Raw genomic sequence first — 22,942 nt, 5'->3', positions numbered from 1 at the left:
TGGACAGGTTGAATGAAGGAATGTGGGAGCTAGGCTGTGAGACTTGGGAGGGTTGACCTCCATGAGGAATGTGGAGATCCATAAGTGCAACCATACTTTTCCTAGATAACCACTTTCTTCAGGGTGTGGTTAAGGAAATGTTCTTTTGCGCTTTTCCTCATCCCAACATTTTCTTCGATTTCAACTTGATTCCACCATGAAGTCGTCTGCACTGAACGAATAAAATCAGAAACCTAAGATATTACGAGCATTCAAGAGAAAAGTGATTCCTCATAGAGGGAGAATAGTTTAACAAAGGACAGGATACCGAAGCACCTGTTCTTCAATAATTTCACCATACTTCGGCTACTCTTTGTAAGTGGATTGATCTGTGTCCATGTAGACTACACATTAAAAGACTTATTAGAACATAATATTACATAGAGGAGAATTGGAGATTATTGCGTAAGGAAATTAATATTATAGTAAACTGATGTTCACATGCACTTTAAAAGGTAGTATGATAAAATAAGGAAAATAATACATTATATAGTTTGATCTTTTCCTTTACGGACCTTATCCATTCGTTCAACATTTAAGTGAATATAATGTTTTAAAGTAGGAAATAATTATTGGTATAGAAAGGGCGGGATAATATGTTTAAAAAAATATATTTAATAGCCTTTGCAGTGACTATTATTTCAGGAGTGGCATTAATATCAAATTCAAAAGCAGACACCTATCCAGAAATGGAAACCGTAAATAAGACAGTTGAAAATCCTGTTAACACTAATTTTTCAACAAATAACGTAAAATCCGTAGAATCCGTAGAATCCGTAGAATCAGTAAAAAACGTAGAATCCGTAGAATCAAAAATCGCAAAAGGGTATTATAGTCAACTATATACACCTCATGGCATGTTCTTGCGAGCAGATAAACAAAGTATCTTTAAGGAATCGGAGATAGCAAGAAATTTAGATCAAATCGGGCCTAATACGAATCAACTAATTTTTGAAGGCGAGTTTTTTTTAAAAGTAGATGAATCAACATTTCTTAAATCGTATCCCAATTCGTTGATCTTAAATGAAACCTTAAATGAAACAGATGAAAACCCGATTAGACTGACGATGCTTCATTAAGCTAACTGGCAGGATGGTTTGAATATTCAATATACGGTATTATTTTAATTATATCGATAGTAGTACTTTTTATATGCATCGGATACATTCAGTTCCAAAGGATGGTTCAAAACAGTCAAACAAAATCATGAAGGTATAAGCCGCTGTAATGCGGCTTATACCTTATTTTGATGGAATTCACTATCAAGCTTATATATTTTGGCCTTCGGGTACATCATAAGATAATCGATTTACGGGTCGGATTAACAACTTTATCAAGGTGCTTTTCCATTACAAGAGGGAGGGATATTGTATCGTTCATAGGCCGGTGGAATAGTCGAAGAGGTAGGACCAGAAGTTTCAAAAGTGAAACAGGGGTTATCCCTTTCAATATTGTATCTGACTTCATACGAGCTAATATTTAACTACTGGCTACTCAGAAAATTGTAAGGTAATATCGCCGTTATTTGTATAAGCAGATAATTTTTTTGAGCCATTCTCTTTATTGGCAGGCAAATTGCTATCTCCTTTCTTTACCTTGCTTAAGATCGCGAAATCATCATATGACCCTAGAATAGAACCGCTAATATTTCCGTTTTTTGTTTCAAGGGTTATAGCCGTCCCTGCATTCAATTTGTCCAGTTGGATATTTCCGTTATTTATGTTTACTTCCACTGTCCCTAAAAACGCGATTGTTGGTAATACAATATTTTCATTTGATGTTTTTAATGTCAAATTTTTTAAAGTTGCATCAGGTATCCATACCTGAATAGTTCTGGTTACTTGCGAGTCTTTTCCTCCGATATAGTCGTTCCATTCCTTATTACTGACACTTACCATTGACAGTTCTTTATCATCAGATAGATCTATCTTGTAAAAATCTTTCTCACTTTCATAGTAAACAATATGAATTTGTTCATCTTTAGATTGGAGAATAGTTATTTTTTTGTCCTTTACATCAATTGTTAAGGTATCAATCTTTTGGGCAGGGATGATGTAATTTTTTTCCTCCATGGAAGTGGAGTGGGAGGAGCATCCTGCCAATGATATCAATAGTGTCACCAATATGCCTATAGTAGTTAGTAATTTTTTTGCAGTACTTTTCATTATAAAATGCTCCTTTATTAAATCATTTTTTTTTTAATATAGCTAGTCCTACGAATGCCAATCCTAAGCTTCTATGCAGAAAAATTGCGATATGCAACAAAGTATTAGAGTTGAACATAATAATCTTGAAAAAGTAATAAATGTCTTTAGAGGGGTTGACTGTGCTACCAGAAGGGGACTATCTGTGTGCAAACTGTACCGAAGAGAATAAGAATGCTGTATTACAAAATTTACTTGAAAGGGCAAAGACAGAATACGATGTGTGTCCAGATTTTGTTCTTCATAACATTATTGTGACTGGAATATTGCAGTGGGATTATCAGATACAACTGTTTATTAAGAAACGTACATGTTAGATTAAATACAAAGGAAAGGGTTTAGGAAAAGAAAATTGTTTGATTAAAAGTCGCTAATTTAGCGGCTTTTTTTGATTAAGGAAGCACGTTTCTTGCCCCAGGCTGAGGACAAGAACGTTATACTTCGCCGATTAGCTAAATATTTAACTATAGTTCAATGTTATCTATTTAGCTAACTGGCAGATTAACGCTATAAGTCTTAGGAATAGTATGCTTAAGTGAAAAAAGTATTTTCATGAATTCTCTAATGTGAATAAATACAAATTCCACTGCAGTTAATCCATTTTCTATACATATTTTTAATAGTACATTGAGGTAAATAAAGTGATTATTCACTTTGATAAATTCGAAATTGCTTTGTCGGTATTATTTTACGGCTTCGTAAGGATTGCAAAACCATTGAAATATGGGAGTTTAAAACAGATATGTGCCGTAGTTAGTTTTATGAAAGGAAGGTATAGCGGTGAGTATTTATTACGCTTCAAGCAAAGAGGATATCACTAAGGATGCACTCCAAGAGTTATTTCTTTCGGTAGAATGGGAGTCTGGCAAGTATCCAAACGAGCTTTTACAAGCAATCGGAGGGTCTCATTCAATTGTTACCGTTTGGGAAGGAGGAAAGCTTGTCGGTTTAATAAATGCTTTGTCAGATGGTGTTTTAACGGTATATTTTCATTATATGCTTATTAATCCGAGTTATCAGAGTATAGGTATAGGTAAGGAAATGATGAATATAATGCTTGATAGATATAAAGGGTGTAAAACAAAGGTATTAATTTCATATCCTCATGCAGTGGTCTTCTATAATAAATTTGGCTTTAATACAGAGGATGGAGCTACACCAATGTTTATCTCAGAGTTGATAGGATTAAACTAATGGGACACGATAGTTTAATCGCAACAAGAAGGCAGCCGATCAGAGGATCAGCTGCCGTTTTTATTGAAGTAAAGGGGCAGGATAACTCAGTAATTTCGCGAATACTCAAAAGATGGAATTATCACAAAGTTCCCGAATAAGACGTTATAAGAAATCGGCGAGAAACTATAAGGAGCAGAAAACATGAAATGCCCTCACTGTAACAACGAATTAAGTGAACTTCCTTTATGTTACGGAAGTGAAGCACCATATTATTTTTACACTGTACCAGAAGAGAAAAGAACAGAATTAATTAGAGATTTTTGTGTAATTGATGAACAGCATTTCTTTATTAGAGGCCATATTGAAATACCAATAATCGATAGCAAAGAGAAATTTATATGGAGTGTGTGGGTTTCTCTTAGTGAAGAAAACTTTCTGAAGTCTAATGAATTATTGCACGTAGAAGGAAGGGAGACGGAAGGACCTTATTTTGGTTGGTTATCGACTGAACTTTCAATATATCCAATAACTACATTATCGTTAAAGACAATGGTGCATACACAAGAGGTTGGTGCTGTTCCGTTAATAGAATTAGAACAAACGAATCATCCACTTGCAGTTGAACAAAGAGAAGGAATTACAATGGAGAGAGTTAAAGAAATTGCTCATTTAATAAACCATAGTCAGTAAGAGAAAAATTTGAATCTATAGTCGAAGAAGCTGCCGACAGCTTATTAAATCATATCTACGCCAGCAGACATCCCTGCAAGGCTAAACTCGGTGCGTAATGTCGTTTAAGCTAACAGGAGACTTTTGTTCAATGAAACAGAGACAGTCTTAATATTTTATTTTCTGCTGACAATGACACTTTTTTATCCAATCCAAAAGGCAAACTTTCCGAGGGTATATTCTTGAGGCAGACTAAGCTAACTGAAGTGTTTTTTTATAAGTTGTCGCCCGTGAAACACTCAACGTCACCCGTACTCCTATTAGGGAGTTAACGGGTGGCGTTTTTTCATGCCCGATTCTACAGATGTAGTATCAACAAGGCGTGCCCTAAATCATTACACCTATAAAGATCACGGGTTAAATTGCAATCAACTTCAGTGATGGAAAGTTAGCTTTACATGTATAATCCAATATGTTATTCTTACGGAAAGTTAACTTTCCATAATTGCTTCAGGAGGTAAGATATTGAAAAACAGGCTTGAAGAGATTAGAAAAGAAAAAGGTATTAAACAAGAAGAACTAGCGGATAAATTGGAAGTATCCAGGCAAACGATTGGTTCACTTGAAAATGGCCGGTATAACCCATCCATCATTCTTGCATTTAAGATTGCGCGGTTTTTTGAAATGAGTATTGAAGATATTTTCATTTACGAGGAGGAGCTGGGTAATGAAAACGGCAAGTAAATGGGTGCTCTTAACAATTGCAGGTGCTATTATGGTTTATATGGGTGGATTTATTTTAACTGACGAGAAGCTAAAAGGAATTTCCGGTTTGCTCATTGGTGTGGGTTCAGTCCTTGCAGTGCTTGGAGTAGGAAATATGGTGTATTCGTTATGGCTTAATAAGCCCCAGAACAAAATAAAGAATGATGAGAAAGTTAGAATGAGTAAAATTGAGGCTAATGATGAACGGAAAATAAGAATAAGAGAAAAAGCGGGTTGGAAAACTAATATTGTTAACTTTTACATCCTAATGGCTCTAACTGTTGTATTTAGTTTAATGGGAGTAGATCAAACTGTAGTCACTGTGTTATGTGGTGTTTTTGTTTTTCAAATCTCCTTAGGAATCTTCCTGTTTAATTATTATGCTAAGAGAATGTAATTGGAATGACGTAACATCAATTAGAATATTCGAAAATATTTTGTTAGGAGAGAATGACATGGAAGTATTTGCAGAATATTTAGCGCAGATTGATAACCCGCAACATCGGGAAAGAATGGAAGAGGTTTTAGCTTGGGTAGCTGGAAAATTTACTGATTTAAAGCCAAAAGTTGCGTGGAATCAGCCTATGTTTACCGATCACGAGACTTTTATTATTGGTTTTAGTGTATCCAAACATCATTTGGCGGTTGCCCCTGAAATTGCAGGAATTAATCGTTTTTCTGATGAAATATTGCAGGCAGGTTATGATCACACCAAGCAGTTGTTACGCATCCGGTGGGAAAGTCCCGTTGATTTCTCATTACTTGAAAAAATGATCGAGTTTAATATTTTGGATAAGGCAGACTGTTCAACTTTTTGGCGGAAATAAAACGTATTATTTAGCGTTAAATTCTTTTTAAGCAAATTTATATGTGGAAGCACCGGAGGACAAGTCACTTTTAATATGTGATTTGTCTTTTTTATTTGAATTCTCAGCACGAAATATTCAATATTTTGGAAGGTGGATGGAATGTTGGAAGCGAATTTATACACGTTAGTTCAACCTGCTGAATGCTGAAAAATGGAAGTGAGACAAATGGCTGCTTCCATTCCGAGAGTCTTTTTTAATAAATATGATACAGTTGGACAAGAAGGGATATTGTTGATGGAAGATCTGACCCCGACACATAACAATTTAGCTGACTGGGAAGTACCTATTGAATCTGATAAATTATATTCAGATATCAAAATACAACATGCATCCATGGTGATCTAAATGTTGGCAATTTATTATATCCGATGTTCAGCAGTTCAAGGCCGTGCATCATTGATCCTGAAGCAGTGAAGGTTGGGCTTTGTACGGAGGATCTCGTTATGTTATTTATCCACGATTTGTTTCATGGCAGTGAGGAGACTACACGTATTTTTGATCTGTATTTTCATTCAATTAACAATAAAATCAAGAGCGCATACACGTACACACAATTTGTGGAGGATGTTAGATTATCGATTATGGAAGGAATCTTTTTTCCAATAAAGTTATTTGTTCATGAAGGAATTAAGGATGAGGAGCATATATGGAAATCGATAAATGCTTATAAGGATTTAGTTAGGTTTGATTGAAAGACCACTAACAAGTTGTAAGTCAACAAGCCATTATTTAGTTACATTGTATAAGCTGAAGTGGAATAATTGGGATATAACTGTATTAGGTATTGAGATAAGAAGTATTATATACAACAAAAAGTACGTACTTCAAAAAATTCGCTAAAATTCTCGTTTGTACATCCTGCAGCTGTTGTTAGAATGTCATGAACAGTGGCTTAAATGAACTCTACATTTCTACTTTTGTCGCCACTCGTTAACTGGCGTGTATTCCCAGGTTGATTCAGCTGATAACTTCATCACGCTCAATCGTAATCTCATATTAAATTATTGCTGGTGTTTTCTATCGTTGATAAAGTGATTCATGTATTTATAAGGAATTTAAGATTAGGAAGTATTCTAAATGTGTTTGTTTGAATTATTATGGGTACTAAACTATAATTTAGAGGTCTAGGAATCTTTCGACAATCGCGGACTCTTGATTAATAGGAGGTGTAATATGAAATTCTTTAGAGATTCTTCAAAGTGGCTAAGTATTATTGGCCTAATTCTAGTGTGGATTAGTGTGTCATATATTTTTGGATTTATTACTTATATATCGTTATTCGTTTTACTTTTACTTATCCAAGTAATTCTCATTTCTTCTTCTAATATTCAAATTAAAAAGAATCAGAGACGTGTAATCGTTATAGGTGGACTAGTAGTGTTAATTGGTATTGTAAGTTTTATCATCGCCTTTTTTATTGAAGTACCTATTTGGTATAAGATATTTCTATTAATTGCTCAAGGAGCGTTTGCTTATGCGGAAATTAAAATGTTAATTGAAGCAAGAACATCAAAAAATAGACTGACTAAATAATAGTAATCTGCAAATAAAAATGAGAGGCGATCCCCAATTTGGGTCGCCTCTCATTTTTATATATCAATGTACTTACGCTACTGCTGTATATTCTGTAGTTGTGTAATACGTCCAGTAGGACATGGTTGGATTTACAATAAGTTTTTGCCAAGTAGTAACTGTAACTTTAATTCTAGTGAAATTTTTATAGTCATTTAAGAGGGTATTAAGAATTTCTTTCAACTGATTAGCGGGTGTATAGCTATCAACCTGTTGAATAAGTTGACCAACTGTAATTAGTGTTGCTGCGGCAACAAGAGCACCTGCAATAAAGGGTGGAAGCTTAGCTTTTATAGCGTTAGTAGCTAGCCCGATTCCTACTGAAGTAACAGCGAGACCGAGACCGGTATAACTACTCCCAACGTGAGAGTTAATCATATCTACAAGCTGGGTCTTAGAAATATAATTGGTTTCCGTAGCACGAACTTCCGGACTTCCAACACCTGCCATTACTTGCTGATTTCTTGCTTCTGCCCGTTCTATATTTAGTAATTCTTCCAGCGATGATTCTTTGATAAATTGATTGTTTTCGTTCATTTTAACTCCTCCAAAAAGTTTATTGAAAGAATGGGGGATGTAAGTTCACAAGAAGAATCCCCTTCTTCTAGGAACAAACATTCTTTTCAAGGATTAATATATCATATAGCGTAACGTAACGCAATATATAATTAATAAAAATATCCAATTATGAAAAAACAGACTTTTCATTCATGAGGAAACTTTTCTTTACTAAGGTTTAAGAACATAAAAATAAAGTGTATTGTCACGATACGTTATATCTTTTTATAATATTTTTTTGTGTTACTATAAATATTATTAAATCCTATCTCTATAAATATTCCTGATTAGGAAGGCTTATCTCACTTATTATCAAAATTCCAAAAATCATTGTAATGATTTGATGAGTATTAATTAAATTTTAAAGGATATAACAAATGAAAAAGTGAAGAATATGGTAGGACGTAACAAATCGCTATATAATGATCAAAATAAATAAGGAGGTTAACCATGAAATATACCATAAATCTATTTGGTTATAACGTTGATTGTCAATTAACCGTGGGAAATGAAGGATTGCATATTAACATTCTTGAAGATGATCAGCGGGCTTTGAAGCAATATCTAATTCGAGTGTTGCCTAAGTATGGGAGAGAGGTTTCTAGCGCTTCTTCATTACAAACACTGCTGGAGCTTGCCTTAGATGCGGAAAAAACGCTAGAGGGCCGTATGGCCGAGCCTAAATTAAAGCTACCTTATGAGTTTCAACCCGAAATCAAGGAAAAACTAATCGAGGCTGCTTCCTTGCAAGAAATGTCTGCTACTCAACTATTGATCCGTATTATTGAAAAAAAATATCAAGAAATTATTGGATAGGAGAGATAAAAAAATGGCCTATGGTAATAAGGTGAAATTTCATTATGATGTACCAGCTTACATTAAACAACAGTTGGCAGAAGCGGCTAAACAGATGGGAATGACAGCAACAGAACTACTTTCAAGATCAATAGAAGAAGAGTATGAACGTATTAAGAAAGAAAAAAATTCATCGTCTACAAATTCGATAGTTGGGAAATAAACTGGCCAAAAGTCACTATCTGTTCTAAAGGCATACATTGATAGGTGTAATCAATTCCGATTCTATCACAGAAAAAAAAGTGTCCTATTTTATAGGATTCTTTTAGACTACTCTCAATTAAATAAATGTAGATATTTGGAGTCGTATCTTCAATCTTACAAGAAAATTCAGATGTTGAGCTTGCATTCATAATTCTTATGATATGCTCGTGAACATGCGCAGGAATTAGTGGTTCAAGGAAAGTAAACGGGAACTGTTGACGTAAGTTCTCATAAATTAGCATAAGATACTAAACCCCTTTCTAGTTTATTATATGTAATCATAACCAGTTTGTTCATTATAACAAACATACGTTCGTATGTTAAGGGAGCAAATAGCTAATATTTTAGAAAATGAATCCCGACAACATATATCAAATACTTAGCAGATTCATTAATGCTGAAGGAAGTGGCCCTCGTTGTTTTTTCTTCAGATGTCTGGATACCCCGGATCAGGGAAGTCTTCATTAGCCAGAGTAATAGCGCAGCATACTTCTGCTGTTATTCTTGATCACGACATTGTAAAGTCTTCTCTTATGGAATCACTTGGAGCAAACATTGGGTTCAAGGAAGTTGGAAAAATTTCGTATGACATTGAATGGGCTTTGATAGATTTCCACTTATCTCAAGGTCATAATGTTATACTCGATAGCCCTTGTTTATACTCTGAAATGATAGAGAGAGGATTGAATCTGACCCGGAAATATAATGTGGAATATAAATATGTAGAATGTCTATTAAATGACTATGATGAGCTCAATAATAGACTGCGAAATAGAAAAAGAATGATTAGCCAGATTGAAAGAGTGCCTTCTGAAGAGACATTGCTAAAAACTATTGAAAATGCTAAAAAGCCATCTAATGTCAGAATACATATTGTTAATACAAAGGAACCGATTGAATCCTATATTAAAAGTGTCATTGAATACTTAAATACTTAGCCTAAATTTTGAGGAGGGGAACAGATGGATTTTGAGAAAGCAGCCCATTTCATTTGGACACATGGCAGATTATTAGAAAGAAGGGTTTTTGAATATATTTTCCACGGTGGATCAATGAGCAATGTTGTGACTTCACTAACAGCCTACCAAAACGAAGATGGTGGGTTTGGAAATGCAATAGAGCCGGATTTACGGGCACCCGGTAGTCAGCCACTTTTCATGGAATTTGCACTACGTTTTTTATATGACTGTAACATAAAAGACGAAGAACTTTCTCAAAAAGCATGTGATTATATTTCAAAGCATGCTGATTTAAAAAAAGGGATTCCAACAATATTTTCTTCATCAGCAAACTATCCAAGAGCAAAACATTGGAATAACCCACTTTCTACAGAGCCATCATTTAGCAGACTTACTGGTCTTGTCGGGCTTCTTAAGTGGCAAGGGATAGAACATTCCTGGCTTGATAAAGCGACAGAAATTTGTTTGGAAGATATTCACGCACAAGCATATGACGATGCGCATACAATTTTGACTGCATTTTATTTATTGGAAAGCCTACCTCAATCGGATTATATCAAAGGATTATTTCAAAAATTATCTAAGGAGCTTATTACTGCCAACTTCTTTTGTATGGATGCCGCATCCCACAGTTATGGACTCTCTCCTCTAGAATTTTCGCCATCACCCACTTCTTACTGTAGCAGCATATTTTCTGATGAAACCATTCTTGATCACTTAAAAGTATTAGAACACCAACAGGAGGATGATGGAGGATGGCAGATAACATGGGAGCCTCCCGGTGAAACAGCGAGGTTGGAATGGAGAGCCTATAAGACGCTAAAGAGTTTGATGATACTAAATTCATACAATAAGATTAATCTATGAGACTATTAAGGAGATAATAAACACTCCAAGGAGAGGAACCTATGAACAAATTAAGGGCAATCATAGTTCCGTTATTCTTAATCTTTTTATTTGGATGTAGTAAGGAGCAAATTAGCGATAATTCAAAAAAAGAATATAGCAAAGCTGAACAATTTATTACCGATATGGGCTATCTGATCATTAGTAATGAAGGAATTGTTTCTGAATATTTATTAGATAAAAAACTGCTGACGGAAATGCCATACATACAATATTGGAGTGTTCAAAGTGTTGATCCAATCGATTATATAGGCAAGGAAATAACTACAAGTAAGTTCATCGTTAAAAACCACCCCTTAGATAATGAGAAGGATAATACAAAAAAACAAACCCTGATTTTTCTGCAAGAAGCAGACGATGAAGTGATAGGAGGCTATAGTTTTCCTGATTTCGCTGAATTACATATGGGCTGGGTTTATACCATTGATGGGAATACACTCGAAGAATTGACCGGAGAAGCTTTCCCGAAATGGTCTAAGGAGTGGAATTTAAGATATAAATAATGGCTGGGGAGTATTTATAAAGGAGCAGATATGAAAAAACTAATCCTAGTACTTGTAGCTGTGGTTATTATTTCGAATGCGATATGGAGTTATTTATATTTCAATAAAGAGGTCGAAACAAATTTAAACACTGGTGTTCAAGTATATACGCTTATGGGTACAGGGGATACATGGGATGTTTTAGATTACAAAATAATAATTTCATCTAACAAAATTTTACGGGGACATGGGAAGTTAGTGTTCAAGGGAGACCCAAGCGCTTTAGTGAATAGTAGCTATTATAAGTATGAAGTCAATGAAAAAAACACTAATAATAAGGATGAAACAGTTCTTGTAAATGAAGCTAGGTCAACGGATGGACCCGTTTCAATATTAAGTAACACTGATATCGCGTCTATAACAGGTCCGTATTCGTATGACGAATTAAATAAAAATAGACAAAATTATGAAAATACCACTTTATCTATTACATGGAATGATAATGAAGGGGAGATTCATTCCGAAACAATAAGTTTAGATATTGAGAGTGAAATTTCTCTTAAGGATGATCTTTAAGGGTGATAAATCCAAGAGACTAAGATTGAATCTCTACGGACTGAAGGAAGATCCTCTACGCCCCAAAAGCCTGCCGGTACTTCACAGGAGACATGCCTTCAAACCTTCTGAACACTTTAATGAAATAGCTGGACTGGGCAAAACCGGACTGAGTAGCAACCTGAGCAATGGAGAGTCCTGTGGACACCAGTAAAAGCTTGGCTTTAGCCAGCCGACAATCGGTTAAATAACGGTTAGGTGTTTTACCCATAACCACCCGGAACAGCCTCAGAAAATGATAGCTGCTGTACCCGGTCAATCTTGCCATCGATTCCAGAGACCAAGGGCTGGCACATTCGACATGAATGATATCTGCAGCACTGCGGATGGACTGCCTAACCTCGTGCGGTACTGAGCCGTGAAGCGGCTCGGAGTTCTGCAGCAATTTTACTAGAAGCTCATACAGCAGAGCAGATAGTCTTGGCTCGCTACGGGTCACGTAGGAAGCGCTTAGTATATACATTTCCTCGAATAGTTCGTCCAGCTTAGCATCCAAATCAAAAGTGAACAGGTATGCACGAGACTGGTCCACTTCTTCTAATAAGGGAAGGACAATTTCAGTGTTAAAATGAACCCAGCGGACATCCCAAGGCTCGCCTGGGTCAGATCCGTATTGCTGATAAGCCCCTTTAGGGTACAGAAAACCTCGTCCTCTACTCATCGGAATACGTTCGCCCTCATGGAATACATAACCCTCCCCATCAAAGATCAAATGCAGGTTATAACTCCCCAGAAAACCTTCGCTTCTTCTCTCTGTATGTTGTGGAAAGTGAGTGTAATGTCCCAAAAATTCAGGATAACAGACATATTTCGAAAAAGCCGGTGTCGGCAAATACCATTGTTTCTTCATGTTTGGCAGCACCCGTTTCTGTAGCGCAACAGAGCGCAAGTTGGATTAAGGCAATGAACGCAAGATTGTTATATGATAGCAATATTTTGTTATATAAGACCTCTTATCATTGATACTACAATAGAATTATAAAATATTGAAAGCATATTTTTAATACTTTGGAGGTAATGATGAAGAAACCTGTCGCAACTGAAAAATTCGAGCTTGGCGTCTGTTATTATCCGGAGCACTGGCCAGAAAACATGTGGGAGGACGATTATCGCCGGATGCGTGAACTCGGCTTTACGATCATTCGGATGGGGGAGTTTGCTTGGTCTATTTTTGAACCGGCAGAAGGGCAGTTTCAGTTCGGGCTCTTTGATCGGGCGATTGATCTAGCACATAAATATGGTCTTCAGGTTGTACTTGGTACTCCGACGGCGACGCCTCCAGCTTGGTTGACTGATAAGTATCCCGAAGTTTTAAATGTTACCTACGAAGGTGTTACACTTCAGCATGGCATGCGCCGTCATTATAATTACAGCAGTCCTAAATACCGGGAACTGTGTGCACGTATTGCAGAACAAATGGCTGAACATTACGGCAATCATCCGGGTGTAGTTGGCTGGCAAATTGATAATGAGCTCAACTGTGAGATCAGTGAATTTTATTCGGAGAGTGACCATAAGGCTTTCCGGGAATGGCTACAGCAGAAATATGTTACACTTGAGCATTTGAACGAGGCTTGGGGAACTGTTTTTTGGAATCAAAGCTATAGTGACTGGTCTCAGGTCTATCTTCCACGTCCGACTCCAGTACCGAAGCAACCCAATCCTCATCAGGCATTGGATGAAAAACGGTTTATTTCGGACAATACAATTTCTTTTGCCAAAAACCAAGCGGATATCATCCGTAAACTTGCCCCTAAGCAGTGGGTAACCACGAACGGTCTGTTCGGGCATCTCGATAGCCATGAAATGACGGATGAACTGTTGGATTTCTTCAGCTATGATTCCTATCCTCAGTTCTCTACTATTTTTTATGACCCGAATGAGCGGAATCCGCTGAATGATAGAGGCTGGGGACTGTCGTTATCTGTTGTTCGTTCGATATCCCCGAATTTCTGCATTATGGAGCAGCAGTCGGGCCCGGGTGGCTGGGTGAACCGGATGGATATGCCTTCTCCAAAGCCCGGGCAGATGCGGTTATGGACTTATCAGTCGATCGCTCATGGAGCAGATATGGTGTTATATTTCCGCTGGCGGACAGCTACGATGGGCAATGAAATTTATTGGCATGGAATCAATGACTATCATAATCAGCCTAACCGGAGAGTGCGGGAAGCGGGGCAGATCGGTCAGGAGCTGGCAGCAGCAGGTCATGCGTTTGTCGGTACTCGTAATCAGGCTAACATTGCTATTGTTCGTGATTATGACAATGAGTGGGATGGAGAATACGATGTTTGGCATGGCCCGTTTATGTGGAAGAGCAATAAGGAGTGGTACAAGGCGCTTCAGCGGAAGCATATCCCGAATGACGTACTCTATTTACGCAAAAAAACAACGCTGGAGGAGCTTGCAAGGTACGACGTGCTTATCTATCCTCACCCAGCGATTATGACAGATGAGACAGCAGCACTGCTGGATGAATATGTTCAGCAAGGCGGCAAACTGATCTTCGGCTGTAGAACCGGCTATAAGGATGAGCGCGGACAATGTTATATGCGTCCTTTCCCAGGTGCTGCTAAGGATCTATGCGGGATCACAGTTGAAGAATTCACAATGGTTAAGGGCAGTCGTCAGCCAACAACAATTAGCTGGTCGGGCGTGACCGAAGTCGTTACAGGAGCAGATGACTTTAATGATATTCTCAAAATAGAGGAAGCTTCGGTTGAAGTGATGGCGGTTTACGCCTCTGATTATTATGCGGGAAAACCGGCGGTAACTAGAAATCGTCGCGGCAAGGGTGAGGTTTGGTATTACGGAGCCGTATTTAATGAACAGGCAGCGGCTGAGATCATAAATTTAATTGATCTACAATCGCCAGCAGATTGGCTGGAGCTCCCAGAAGAGGTAGAGCTGCAAGTCCGTACCGGAGCTTCTTCCAGTTATGCTTTTTTGCTTAATTATAGTGAGACTCCTGTCACGATCCATCTTCATGAGACCAAAACAGATTTACTGAGCGGCACAACATTGTCGGGCGAGGTGCTTCTGGAAGGATTTGGGGTATTGGTGTTAAACTAACGTATACATTGATCTCACATTTGAGTAGATTTGGATAATTCTCTCTTTTCGGTTATACTTTGAAGTAGCAATTATATAGTCACGGGAGCTTGGTGGAACCAGGCTGAGAGGATAGTTATAACTATCGACCGTCAAACCTGATCTGGATAATGCCAGCGGAGGAAATGGAGCTCTATTTCTATTTGTCTACTCTAAGGCCGCATCTTATACAGATGTGGCCTTTTCTATGTGTGGGGAGTAGACCGTCTCCGCTTGATCAAATCACCTTATAGGAGGAATTGAGATGACAAGCGAATTGAACAACGATCCAATCAATCTATCAGCTTTTCCAGCAAGTCAAAAAGTGTATGTAAAGGGTTCACGGCCTGATATTCAGGTGCCTATGCGGGAGATCTCACTTAGTCCAACTGCGGGCATAGACGGCGAAGAGGAGAATGCTCCAATTCATGTCTATGACACAAGCGGGGCTTATACGGATGCTAATATTCATACTGATATTCGTCAGGGGTTAGAGCCCAATCGTCTAAGCTGGATTGAGGAACGAGGGGATGCGGAAGCGTACGAAGGAAGAACCGTGAAGCCTGAAGATAACGGGAATGCAACGGGAAAAGCTGTGGCGGAAGTGTTTCCAGCGCTCCATAGAAAACCTTTGCGAGCGAAAAAGGGGCGTAATGTCTCTCAAATGCATTATGCACGCAAAGGGATTATTACTTCGGAAATGGAATACGTTGCGATTCGTGAGAATGTGACACCGGAATTTGTAAGAGATGAAGTAGCCCGCGGCCGCGCCATCATTCCAGCGAATATCAATCATCCAGAGAGTGAACCAATGATTATTGGACGCAATTTTTTAGTGAAGATCAATGCCAATATAGGAAATTCCGCAGTATCCTCATCCATAGAAGAAGAGGTAGAGAAGATGAGATGGGCCACCCGCTGGGGTGCAGATAATATAATGGATCTCTCCACAGGTAAAAACATCCATACGACACGCGAGTGGATCATCCGTAATTCTCCTGTTCCTATTGGAACGGTGCCTATCTATCAAGCGTTGGAAAAAGTGAATGGGAAAGCGGAAGATTTAACATGGGAAGTGTACCGTGATACGCTCATTGAGCAAGCGGAGCAAGGGGTTGATTATTTTACCATTCATGCGGGGGTTCTGCTTCGTTATATCCCGTTGACGGTACAACGTATGACAGGCATTGTTTCAAGAGGTGGCTCCATCATGGCGGCATGGTGTCTTGCGCATCATCAAGAGAACTTTTTATATACACATTTTGAAGAGATATGTGAAATCATGAAGCTGTACGATGTTTCTTTTTCCCTAGGCGATGGATTACGTCCGGGTTCGATTGCTGATGCGAATGATGAAGCACAATTTGCCGAGTTAGAGACGTTAGGTGAATTAACAGCTATAGCTTGGAGTCATGATGTACAGGTGATGGTAGAGGGTCCAGGACATGTGCCGATGCACTTGATTAAAGAGAATATGGATAAGCAACTTGAAACTTGTAACGAAGCCCCTTTTTATACATTAGGTCCACTGACTACAGATATTGCGCCTGGTTATGATCATATTACCTCTGCTATAGGTGCAGCGATGATTGGTTGGTTCGGTACAGCTATGTTATGTTACGTAACTCCGAAGGAACATCTTGGCCTGCCTAATAAGGAAGATGTACGTATAGGGGTCATTACTTATAAAATAGCGGCTCATGCCGCAGATTTGGCGAAAGGGCATAAAGGAGCACAAGACCGGGATAATGCTCTTTCGAAAGCCCGTTTTGAATTTCGTTGGCGTGATCAATTTCATTTATCGTTAGATCCTGAGCGAGCGCTCGAATATCATGATGAGACATTGCCTGCGGAAGGCGCTAAAACAGCTCATTTCTGTTCCATGTGCGGGCCGAAATTTTGCAGTATGAAGATCTCTCATAATATCCGGAATACGACGAGAATTGAATCAGGAATGCAAGAGAAGGCGCAAGAGTTTCTCCAAGGCGGGAGCCTCATTTATAGATAACTTTTTCTGCTAAAAAGAAATATCTAAAAGAAGTCGTCATTGGCGGCTTCTTCTTTTATACTTTGAATAGATAGGAGTTGATGAAATGGAAGCGATTCGTTCAGAGGAAGCCATTTTAGAGGATTTAAGTAATAGTTTCTATCATTTTTTTGGATTGAAAGTCCTTCATGCTACCCCAATAAAACGTGGCTGGTTAAATCTTAAATGGAAAATCATAACGGATTCAGGACCATTTCTACTTAAACAATACAACAAAAAAAGATATAAATTGTATAACCCAGAAGAGCTGAACTTTGCTTTTTCTCAACAGAAAAGATTGTATCTACAGGGGCTCCCATGTCCCGGATTGTTGGCTTATAACCATAAAGTTTTATTGGAATCAGATATGGGAGAGACGTTTATGGTTATGGAATATTGTGAAGGGCGTGTCATAGAGCCGGGCAAAATTAACATCCTTCAAATGTTTGATTTGGGTCGTGCCACAGGTAAAATGCATCGTTTATTAAATGATGGGACCCTTAGTTTGAAAAGAACCCCACAATTTATTCCCCAAAGCCCTGAGGAACGTTTAGAACATTGGAATGTACTCCTACAACAATCAAAGGAAATGGGCAAAACTTCACTCATCACTGACCTAGAGATACAACTGAGAGCGACTGAAGAAATAGATCCGGAAATATTCGAAGGACTTGTAGCTGGATGGGCACATCGTGATTTATGGGTTGATAATCTTTTATTTCAAGATAGCCAATTGTCTGCAATTCTAGATTTTGATCGGTTCAAATATGATTATCCGCAGCTTGATGTAGCGCGAGCAGTGATGTCATGTGCTTTAGATGAAGATTTAGATGGAGCACTAGCTTCAGCATTTATTGACGGATATCGTGAGGAACGAACGGTGGAGCAGGGGTATTTAACAAAATCATTGCAGTTGTTGTGGTATATGGAAAGCCCGTGGTGGATTAATGCCGCGATGGACAAACATAGTGTACCTCCAAAACGTTTTGCAAAAGAAATGAATTGGCTGGCTAAGAACCTGAACAATTTACCTGCTATCTTAGGGAACTTATAGTGAAAACGATTGAATTATAGCCTAAAAGATGCATTGACCAGCAAAAGTTTGGCGCCTATAATCTTAACAAGGAAAATTCATCAGATATTGAACCATTTGTAAACGCATACAATGAGTTTTTTCCTTATTAATCATTGAAGGAGGAGATTAAAACTATTAAGTATTTCTTTTTTTCTCATTTTTGCAAACGTTTGCACATCACGATGGGCTTAAAATCGTAAGCTGCACTTAAAATTATGAGGAGGTTATTTACTTGGTATCCAAACAATCCAGGCGTTATATTTCGTGGTTAATTATTTTTTCACTCATTTTTAGTTTATTTGGTTTATCGGGTGGAGCATCGGCCAGCAATACGGATCATACAGTCACCTATACCAATCCTACAGCGGCAGCTGTGACCTTACATTGGACTACGAATAACTGGGCTAATACTACGGACACGGTGATGACCAAAAATGGAACCACGTTCATCGCCAACCTCAACGTTCAGGAAGGTGCCACCCTAATTTATTGTTATCACATCACGGCTCCAACGGATAGTTGGGACAATAACGGCGGGAAGAACTGGACGGTTGTTATTCCGGTCGCCGGAAAATACGAAGCAGAGAGTGCATCCCTATCTGGTGGTGCAAAAGTAAATACGAATCACACCGGATATTCGGGCACTGGTTTTGTTGATGGATATACAACTACAGGAGCAGCCACCACTTTTAACGTCCAGGCTTCCGCAGCAGGGTCCTATAATGCCACGCTTCACTATGCTAATGCATCCGGCAGTGCTAAAAAAGTGTCCATTTATGTCAATGGAATAAAGGTTACACAGACAACATTAGCCAACCTGACCAACTGGGATACATGGGCAGACCAAACAGAAACACTCTCTTTACAGGCAGGAAATAACACGCTTGCTTATAAATATGACTCGGATGATAGCGGGAATATTAATATCGACTATGTGACCCTTTCGGCCGGAGCTACACCAACACCAACGATAACTCCTACCCCAACAGTGACACCAACACCTACGGTAACTCCTACCCCAACAGTGACGCCAACACCTACGGTAACTCCTACACCAACAGTGACGCCAACACCTACCATAACACCCACACCAACGCCAACAGTGACGCCAACACCTACACCTACTTCAGCGGGGCTAACCGTTCACTTTAAGAAACCAGCAAGCTGGAATGCAGCGATCCGCATCCATTACTGGAATCTGAATCCGGCAACCGTTCCGACTAGTGGAGCATGGCCGGGAATACTGATGAAATCGGACGGGAACGATTGGTATAGCTATACTGTTCCAAATGCTACAGGGGCAAGCCTGATCTTTAATGACGGCAATGGCAAACAGACGGCTGACTTATCTCGCAGCGTAAAAGAGGGCTGGTATAACTCAGATAACGTATGGTATGACGCCAATCCAGACGTTCCTAAGGTTCCGGTGATATCCGTCTCTCCTGTGCCCAAAACCTATGATTCTGCCCAAACGGTGACCCTATCCAGTACAAATAGCGGCGATAAAATTTATTATACGACCGACGGATCAACACCTACGACAACCTCAACGTTGTATACGACTCCAATCCAAGTACCTTCTTCTTTGACTATCAAAGCATTCGGCGTTAACTCTATAGGGCAAGCGGGTAATGTCGGCTCTTTTGCTTATGTGATTGATCTGAATGCCGATTTGCAAGCTCCGATTATCACTGCGAATCTGCCTGTTGGGAATTCGAGCTCAGCGGTTTCCGTATCTTTTAATATAAAAGACAACAAGGCGGCAACGACCACAGCATATTACACAGATAATGGTACGGAACCAACAACGAGTTCAAAAGTCTATATTTCAGGCAATGCACTGACATCTCTTACCGGACCGTCTATCTTGATTAACAAGACGACAACCTTAAAATTCCTTGTGATCGATGGTGCCGGAAATGAAACTAAACAGAGTTTTGTTTATAACATTGGTAATAAGGGCGATTTTCGTGAAGATACGATTTATTTTGTAATCACTTCCCGGTTTTATGACGGTGATCCGAGTAACAACGAACATGCATGGGAGGATGCCAAGGCAGGAAATCCGGACTCTGATCCAGCTTGGCGAGGGGATTTCAAAGGACTGATTCAAAAGCTCGATTACATTAAAGCCTTAGGATTCAGTGCCATCTGGATTACACCTGTGGTGCAGAATGCCAGCGGATATGATTATCATGGGTACCATGCAATAAATTTTGCAAAAGTAGATCCAAGATATGAATCCGCAGGGGCATCCTATCAGGATTTGATCAATGCAGCACACGCTAGAGGGATAAAGGTTATTCAAGATATTGTCGTCAATCATACCGGTAATTTTGGAGAAGAAAATCTGTTCCCGATGTTCAAAAAAGATCCAACGGCGGCGGACACCGTGAGTAACATGCTCAAAATTACGGATAAGCTGCCAGCTAACTATGATTCCATGACCCCGGATCAGCAATATCAGGCAAGACTTGCCTTAATGAAGACTGCGGAGACTAACAATAACATTTACCATACGGAAAAAAGTCTTTCTTGGGAGTCTTACACCGTCCAGACAGGACAGATTGCGGGAGACTGTGTGGACTTAAACACAGAGAATCCTCTAGTGAATCAGTATCTAATCGACAGCTATAATCAATATATTGATATGGGTGTGGATGCTTTCCGGGTCGATACTGTAAAGCATGTAAGCCGGTATATTTTTAACAAATATTTTGTGCCGGCATGGAAAACAAGAGGGGGCTCAGACTTCTTTGTCTTTGGGGAAGTGGCTACTCGGTACAGAGATGTGTGGAACAGTGGAATTCCGGCGATATCAACACCATTTTATACTTGGAAAAGCTCAAAACCCTATCCAGGTGACGGTCAAAATGACTACGCTTCCAACAAGCTATCGGTGGAACAAGAGTGGGCAGATAACTCTACTACAGCAGGACAACCTACCTCGAACAATGCATTTTTAACAGGAAATACTTATCATGCGCCTGACTATTCGATGAAATCGGGTATGGATGTTATTGATTTTCCAATGCACTGGGCCTTCAAGACTGCTCAGGAAGCATTTAGTATGAGAAGCGGTGATCAATTCTATAATGATGCTACCTGGAATGTAACTTATATTGACTCTCATGACTATGCACCTGACCAGGCACCAGAAAATCAAAGATTTGCAGGCACACAGGACACTTGGGCTGAGAATCTCGCGCTGATGTTCACCTTCCGAGGAATACCTGCGATCTATTATGGTTCTGAAATTGAGTTCAAAAAAGGATCAGTCATCGATGTAGGTCCAAATGCGCCGTTAAGTACAACAGGCCGTGCTTACTTTGGCGATCATATTGAGGGTAGTGTTACTGTTCAAGATTACGGTAAATATACCAATGCTACTGGCACACTTGCAGACTCGTTAAATTATCCTCTGGCGAAACATATCAGACAACTTAATTTAATTAGAAGAGCTGTTCCTGCTTTGCAAAAAGGCCAATATTCTACAGAAAATGTATCAGGTGATTTGGCATTTAAAAGAAGATACACTGATAGTAGCAAAGGAATCGATAGCTTTGCTTTGGTTACGATCTCAGGAAATGCAACATTCACCGGAATTCCTAACGGAACATATGTGGATGCGGTCACTGGTGATACCAAAACCGTTACCAACGGTGTGATCACAATCAACTGCTCCGGGAAAGGAAATGCGCGAGTGTATGTATTGAACGGTAGTGGTGGAATCGGAGAGTCAGGAACCTATCTGAAGTAGAACCTTGTATATTAGTTATCAAGAATAACCTCAGTTCGGGATGAACCCGTACTGAGGTTGATTTTATATAGTACAGATTGAAACGTCAGTATTTTTACCCGTGTTTAATGCAAAGTTCTTGCCATTTCATAAGCCAACTATATTGTTCATCGCAGAATTCTTTGGATATACTTTGCAATCCTTGACACTGCACTATTCTTGAGATGATTTGAAAATGTCTGATCGCAATAAAATCGAAAAGAGCCTTAAACTCATTACTACTTATTGTACGTGTTGTACTATAACCCGAATAAAAACGTTCGTACAAACGCATGGTTTGATCATACATCGATTCATTTGAGTGATTAAAATCGGTAGCATCACACATGTATGCAACATCCATACTCGGATAATCACCCGAAGCATCATCGAAGTCCAAAAGAATATATTCACCGCACTCATTTCTGAGCATATTTCCTGTGTGAAGGTCACCGTGACAAAAGCTTTTGGGAAGCCTTGTGATACGTTCCCATAATTCATTGCCGTAATGATTTAGTTCAAGGATTTTTCCTGGGTCAAATTGGAGATCTTGCATATTGGAGATATAACCATCGATGTAATCGAATTTTGTTCTACGGATAAGCTTCTCGGGGTATCGCTCCATTAAGTTATGGAGTTTCCCGATCTGTGTCCCGATGCTCTTCGCCTCGATTTTACCATCGGGTGTTGCTCCCTCGACATAATCGTATAGTATTCCAACGCAGCTGCCAGCCTGACTACTGAGTATAATGTGGCTATCATTCTGTACAGTTCTAATCACAGAAACTGCTGGATATGAGTTAGCTTTTAAATAATCGAGGATGCGAACCGTCTGCAGAGCATCATCCGTTTTAAAGCTACGAAATATTTTGAACATATACTTTTTCTCTTGGTTCTGCAAAAAATACACCCTACCGATCATCTCACGATGAAGGTTGATATTCTCTATATTTATTTGATAGGAGTGTTTAATTTCATTGATAAGGCTATCATATTCCATATACAAAGATCTCCTTCTGATATATATCGAGCTATAAAAAAGTATATTCTCTTTGTACTTTATAACTAATATATAAAGCTTACACATACCATATGTCACA

The 22,942-nt window shown here is 38.8% G+C and carries 23 protein-coding genes and 1 riboswitch; of the genes, 19 read left to right on the top strand and 4 right to left on the bottom strand.

The window, feature by feature from the left end:
- Window positions 1–635: 635 nt before the first annotated feature.
- On the top strand, window positions 636–1,118 hold the full coding sequence (locus NYE58_RS32285) for a hypothetical protein (protein WP_341003961.1): 483 nt from the start codon (window positions 636–638) through the stop codon (window positions 1,116–1,118).
- Between the two features lie 411 nt (window positions 1,119–1,529).
- On the opposite strand, the gene NYE58_RS32280 is transcribed toward NYE58_RS32285, so the two are convergent.
- On the bottom strand, window positions 1,530–2,204 hold the full coding sequence (locus tag NYE58_RS32280) for a DUF4097 family beta strand repeat-containing protein (protein ID WP_341003960.1): 675 nt from the start codon (window positions 2,202–2,204) through the stop codon (window positions 1,530–1,532).
- A gap of 819 nt (window positions 2,205–3,023) precedes the next feature.
- On the opposite strand from NYE58_RS32280, the gene NYE58_RS32275 reads away from it, so the two are divergent.
- The 8 genes from NYE58_RS32275 (at window position 3,024) to NYE58_RS32240 (ending at window position 7,255) form a co-directional block, all read left to right on the top strand.
- A complete protein-coding gene (locus NYE58_RS32275) occupies window positions 3,024–3,437 on the top strand; it encodes a GNAT family N-acetyltransferase (RefSeq protein WP_341003958.1) in 414 nt (137 codons plus the stop codon).
- 183 nt (window positions 3,438–3,620) lie between these two features.
- Window positions 3,621–4,109: a DUF2199 domain-containing protein gene (locus NYE58_RS32270; protein WP_341003957.1), complete on the top strand. Its 489-nt coding sequence runs from the start codon at window positions 3,621–3,623 to the stop codon at window positions 4,107–4,109.
- Window positions 4,110–4,613: 504 nt separating this feature from the next.
- Window positions 4,614–4,832: a helix-turn-helix transcriptional regulator gene (locus tag NYE58_RS32265; RefSeq protein WP_036681352.1), complete on the top strand. Its 219-nt coding sequence runs from the start codon at window positions 4,614–4,616 to the stop codon at window positions 4,830–4,832.
- Window positions 4,816–5,250, top strand: a complete 435-nt coding sequence (locus tag NYE58_RS32260; protein ID WP_076129794.1) for a hypothetical protein — start codon at window positions 4,816–4,818, stop codon at window positions 5,248–5,250. The genes NYE58_RS32265 and NYE58_RS32260 overlap by 17 nt, the downstream gene beginning before the upstream one ends.
- A 58-nt stretch (window positions 5,251–5,308) precedes the next feature.
- Complete coding sequence (locus NYE58_RS32255; RefSeq protein WP_076277822.1) at window positions 5,309–5,680, top strand: iron chaperone; 372 nt, start codon at window positions 5,309–5,311, stop codon at window positions 5,678–5,680.
- A 207-nt stretch (window positions 5,681–5,887) separates the two neighbouring features.
- The gene (locus tag NYE58_RS32250; protein WP_076221028.1) at window positions 5,888–6,067 is read left to right on the top strand and encodes a hypothetical protein; all 180 of its coding nucleotides are present in this window, start codon (window positions 5,888–5,890) and stop codon (window positions 6,065–6,067) included.
- Window positions 6,068–6,165: 98 nt separating this feature from the next.
- On the top strand, window positions 6,166–6,414 hold the full coding sequence (locus NYE58_RS32245; RefSeq protein WP_081387643.1) for a hypothetical protein: 249 nt from the start codon (window positions 6,166–6,168) through the stop codon (window positions 6,412–6,414).
- Window positions 6,415–6,895: 481 nt separating this feature from the next.
- On the top strand, window positions 6,896–7,255 hold the full coding sequence (locus NYE58_RS32240) for a hypothetical protein (RefSeq protein ID WP_076220911.1): 360 nt from the start codon (window positions 6,896–6,898) through the stop codon (window positions 7,253–7,255).
- Window positions 7,256–7,327: 72 nt separating this feature from the next.
- Here NYE58_RS32240 and NYE58_RS32235 read toward each other — a convergent pair whose 3' ends face one another.
- A complete protein-coding gene (locus NYE58_RS32235) occupies window positions 7,328–7,831 on the bottom strand; it encodes a hypothetical protein (RefSeq protein ID WP_076220913.1) in 504 nt (167 codons plus the stop codon).
- 471 nt (window positions 7,832–8,302) lie between these two features.
- Here NYE58_RS32235 and NYE58_RS32230 point away from each other — a divergent pair, with 471 nt between their 5' ends.
- The 6 genes from NYE58_RS32230 to NYE58_RS32205 all read left to right on the top strand — a co-directional run bounded on the left by NYE58_RS32230 (window position 8,303) and on the right by NYE58_RS32205 (window position 11,834).
- Window positions 8,303–8,668, top strand: coding sequence for a hypothetical protein (locus tag NYE58_RS32230; protein WP_076277820.1), 366 nt, complete (start codon window positions 8,303–8,305; stop codon window positions 8,666–8,668).
- Between the two features lie 13 nt (window positions 8,669–8,681).
- A complete protein-coding gene (locus NYE58_RS32225; RefSeq protein WP_076219833.1) occupies window positions 8,682–8,870 on the top strand; it encodes a hypothetical protein in 189 nt (62 codons plus the stop codon).
- Window positions 8,871–9,327: 457 nt separating this feature from the next.
- Complete coding sequence (locus tag NYE58_RS32220; RefSeq protein ID WP_076186542.1) at window positions 9,328–9,849, top strand: AAA family ATPase; 522 nt, start codon at window positions 9,328–9,330, stop codon at window positions 9,847–9,849.
- A gap of 24 nt (window positions 9,850–9,873) precedes the next feature.
- Complete coding sequence (locus NYE58_RS32215) at window positions 9,874–10,737, top strand: hypothetical protein (RefSeq protein WP_341003954.1); 864 nt, start codon at window positions 9,874–9,876, stop codon at window positions 10,735–10,737.
- A gap of 41 nt (window positions 10,738–10,778) precedes the next feature.
- Window positions 10,779–11,279, top strand: a complete 501-nt coding sequence (locus NYE58_RS32210; protein ID WP_076309000.1) for a hypothetical protein — start codon at window positions 10,779–10,781, stop codon at window positions 11,277–11,279.
- 30 nt (window positions 11,280–11,309) lie between these two features.
- On the top strand, window positions 11,310–11,834 hold the full coding sequence (locus NYE58_RS32205) for a hypothetical protein (RefSeq protein WP_076129798.1): 525 nt from the start codon (window positions 11,310–11,312) through the stop codon (window positions 11,832–11,834).
- 55 nt (window positions 11,835–11,889) lie between these two features.
- Here NYE58_RS32205 and NYE58_RS32200 read toward each other — a convergent pair whose 3' ends face one another.
- Window positions 11,890–12,723: a helix-turn-helix transcriptional regulator gene (locus tag NYE58_RS32200; RefSeq protein WP_076277816.1), complete on the bottom strand. Its 834-nt coding sequence runs from the start codon at window positions 12,721–12,723 to the stop codon at window positions 11,890–11,892.
- Between the two features lie 170 nt (window positions 12,724–12,893).
- Between NYE58_RS32200 and NYE58_RS32195 the strand changes: the two genes are divergently transcribed.
- The 4 genes from NYE58_RS32195 to NYE58_RS32180 all read left to right on the top strand — a co-directional run bounded on the left by NYE58_RS32195 (window position 12,894) and on the right by NYE58_RS32180 (window position 21,824).
- Window positions 12,894–14,945: a beta-galactosidase gene (locus NYE58_RS32195; RefSeq protein WP_076277815.1), complete on the top strand. Its 2,052-nt coding sequence runs from the start codon at window positions 12,894–12,896 to the stop codon at window positions 14,943–14,945.
- 71 nt (window positions 14,946–15,016) lie between these two features.
- Window positions 15,017–15,126: riboswitch (TPP riboswitch) on the top strand.
- A 102-nt stretch (window positions 15,127–15,228) separates the two neighbouring features.
- Window positions 15,229–16,971 carry a phosphomethylpyrimidine synthase ThiC gene (gene thiC / locus NYE58_RS32190; protein ID WP_076219826.1) on the top strand — a complete coding sequence of 581 codons (1,743 nt, stop codon included), beginning with the start codon at window positions 15,229–15,231 and terminating at the stop codon, window positions 16,969–16,971.
- 85 nt (window positions 16,972–17,056) lie between these two features.
- A complete protein-coding gene (locus NYE58_RS32185; protein WP_076219825.1) occupies window positions 17,057–18,043 on the top strand; it encodes a phosphotransferase in 987 nt (328 codons plus the stop codon).
- A 253-nt stretch (window positions 18,044–18,296) separates the two neighbouring features.
- Complete coding sequence (locus NYE58_RS32180; RefSeq protein WP_341003953.1) at window positions 18,297–21,824, top strand: alpha-amylase family glycosyl hydrolase; 3,528 nt, start codon at window positions 18,297–18,299, stop codon at window positions 21,822–21,824.
- A gap of 94 nt (window positions 21,825–21,918) precedes the next feature.
- Here the strand turns inward: NYE58_RS32180 and NYE58_RS32175 are convergent, their stop codons facing one another.
- On the bottom strand, window positions 21,919–22,842 hold the full coding sequence (locus NYE58_RS32175) for a phosphotransferase (protein ID WP_339169891.1): 924 nt from the start codon (window positions 22,840–22,842) through the stop codon (window positions 21,919–21,921).
- Between the last annotated feature and the right edge of the window lie 100 nt (window positions 22,843–22,942).

This window comes from Paenibacillus sp. FSL L8-0708, assembly GCF_038009325.1.
Classification (GTDB): domain Bacteria; phylum Bacillota; class Bacilli; order Paenibacillales; family Paenibacillaceae; genus Paenibacillus_AQ; species Paenibacillus_AQ odorifer.
Note: the sequence above shows the minus strand (reverse complement) of the source record. Positions and strands in the feature narration are given on the sequence as shown.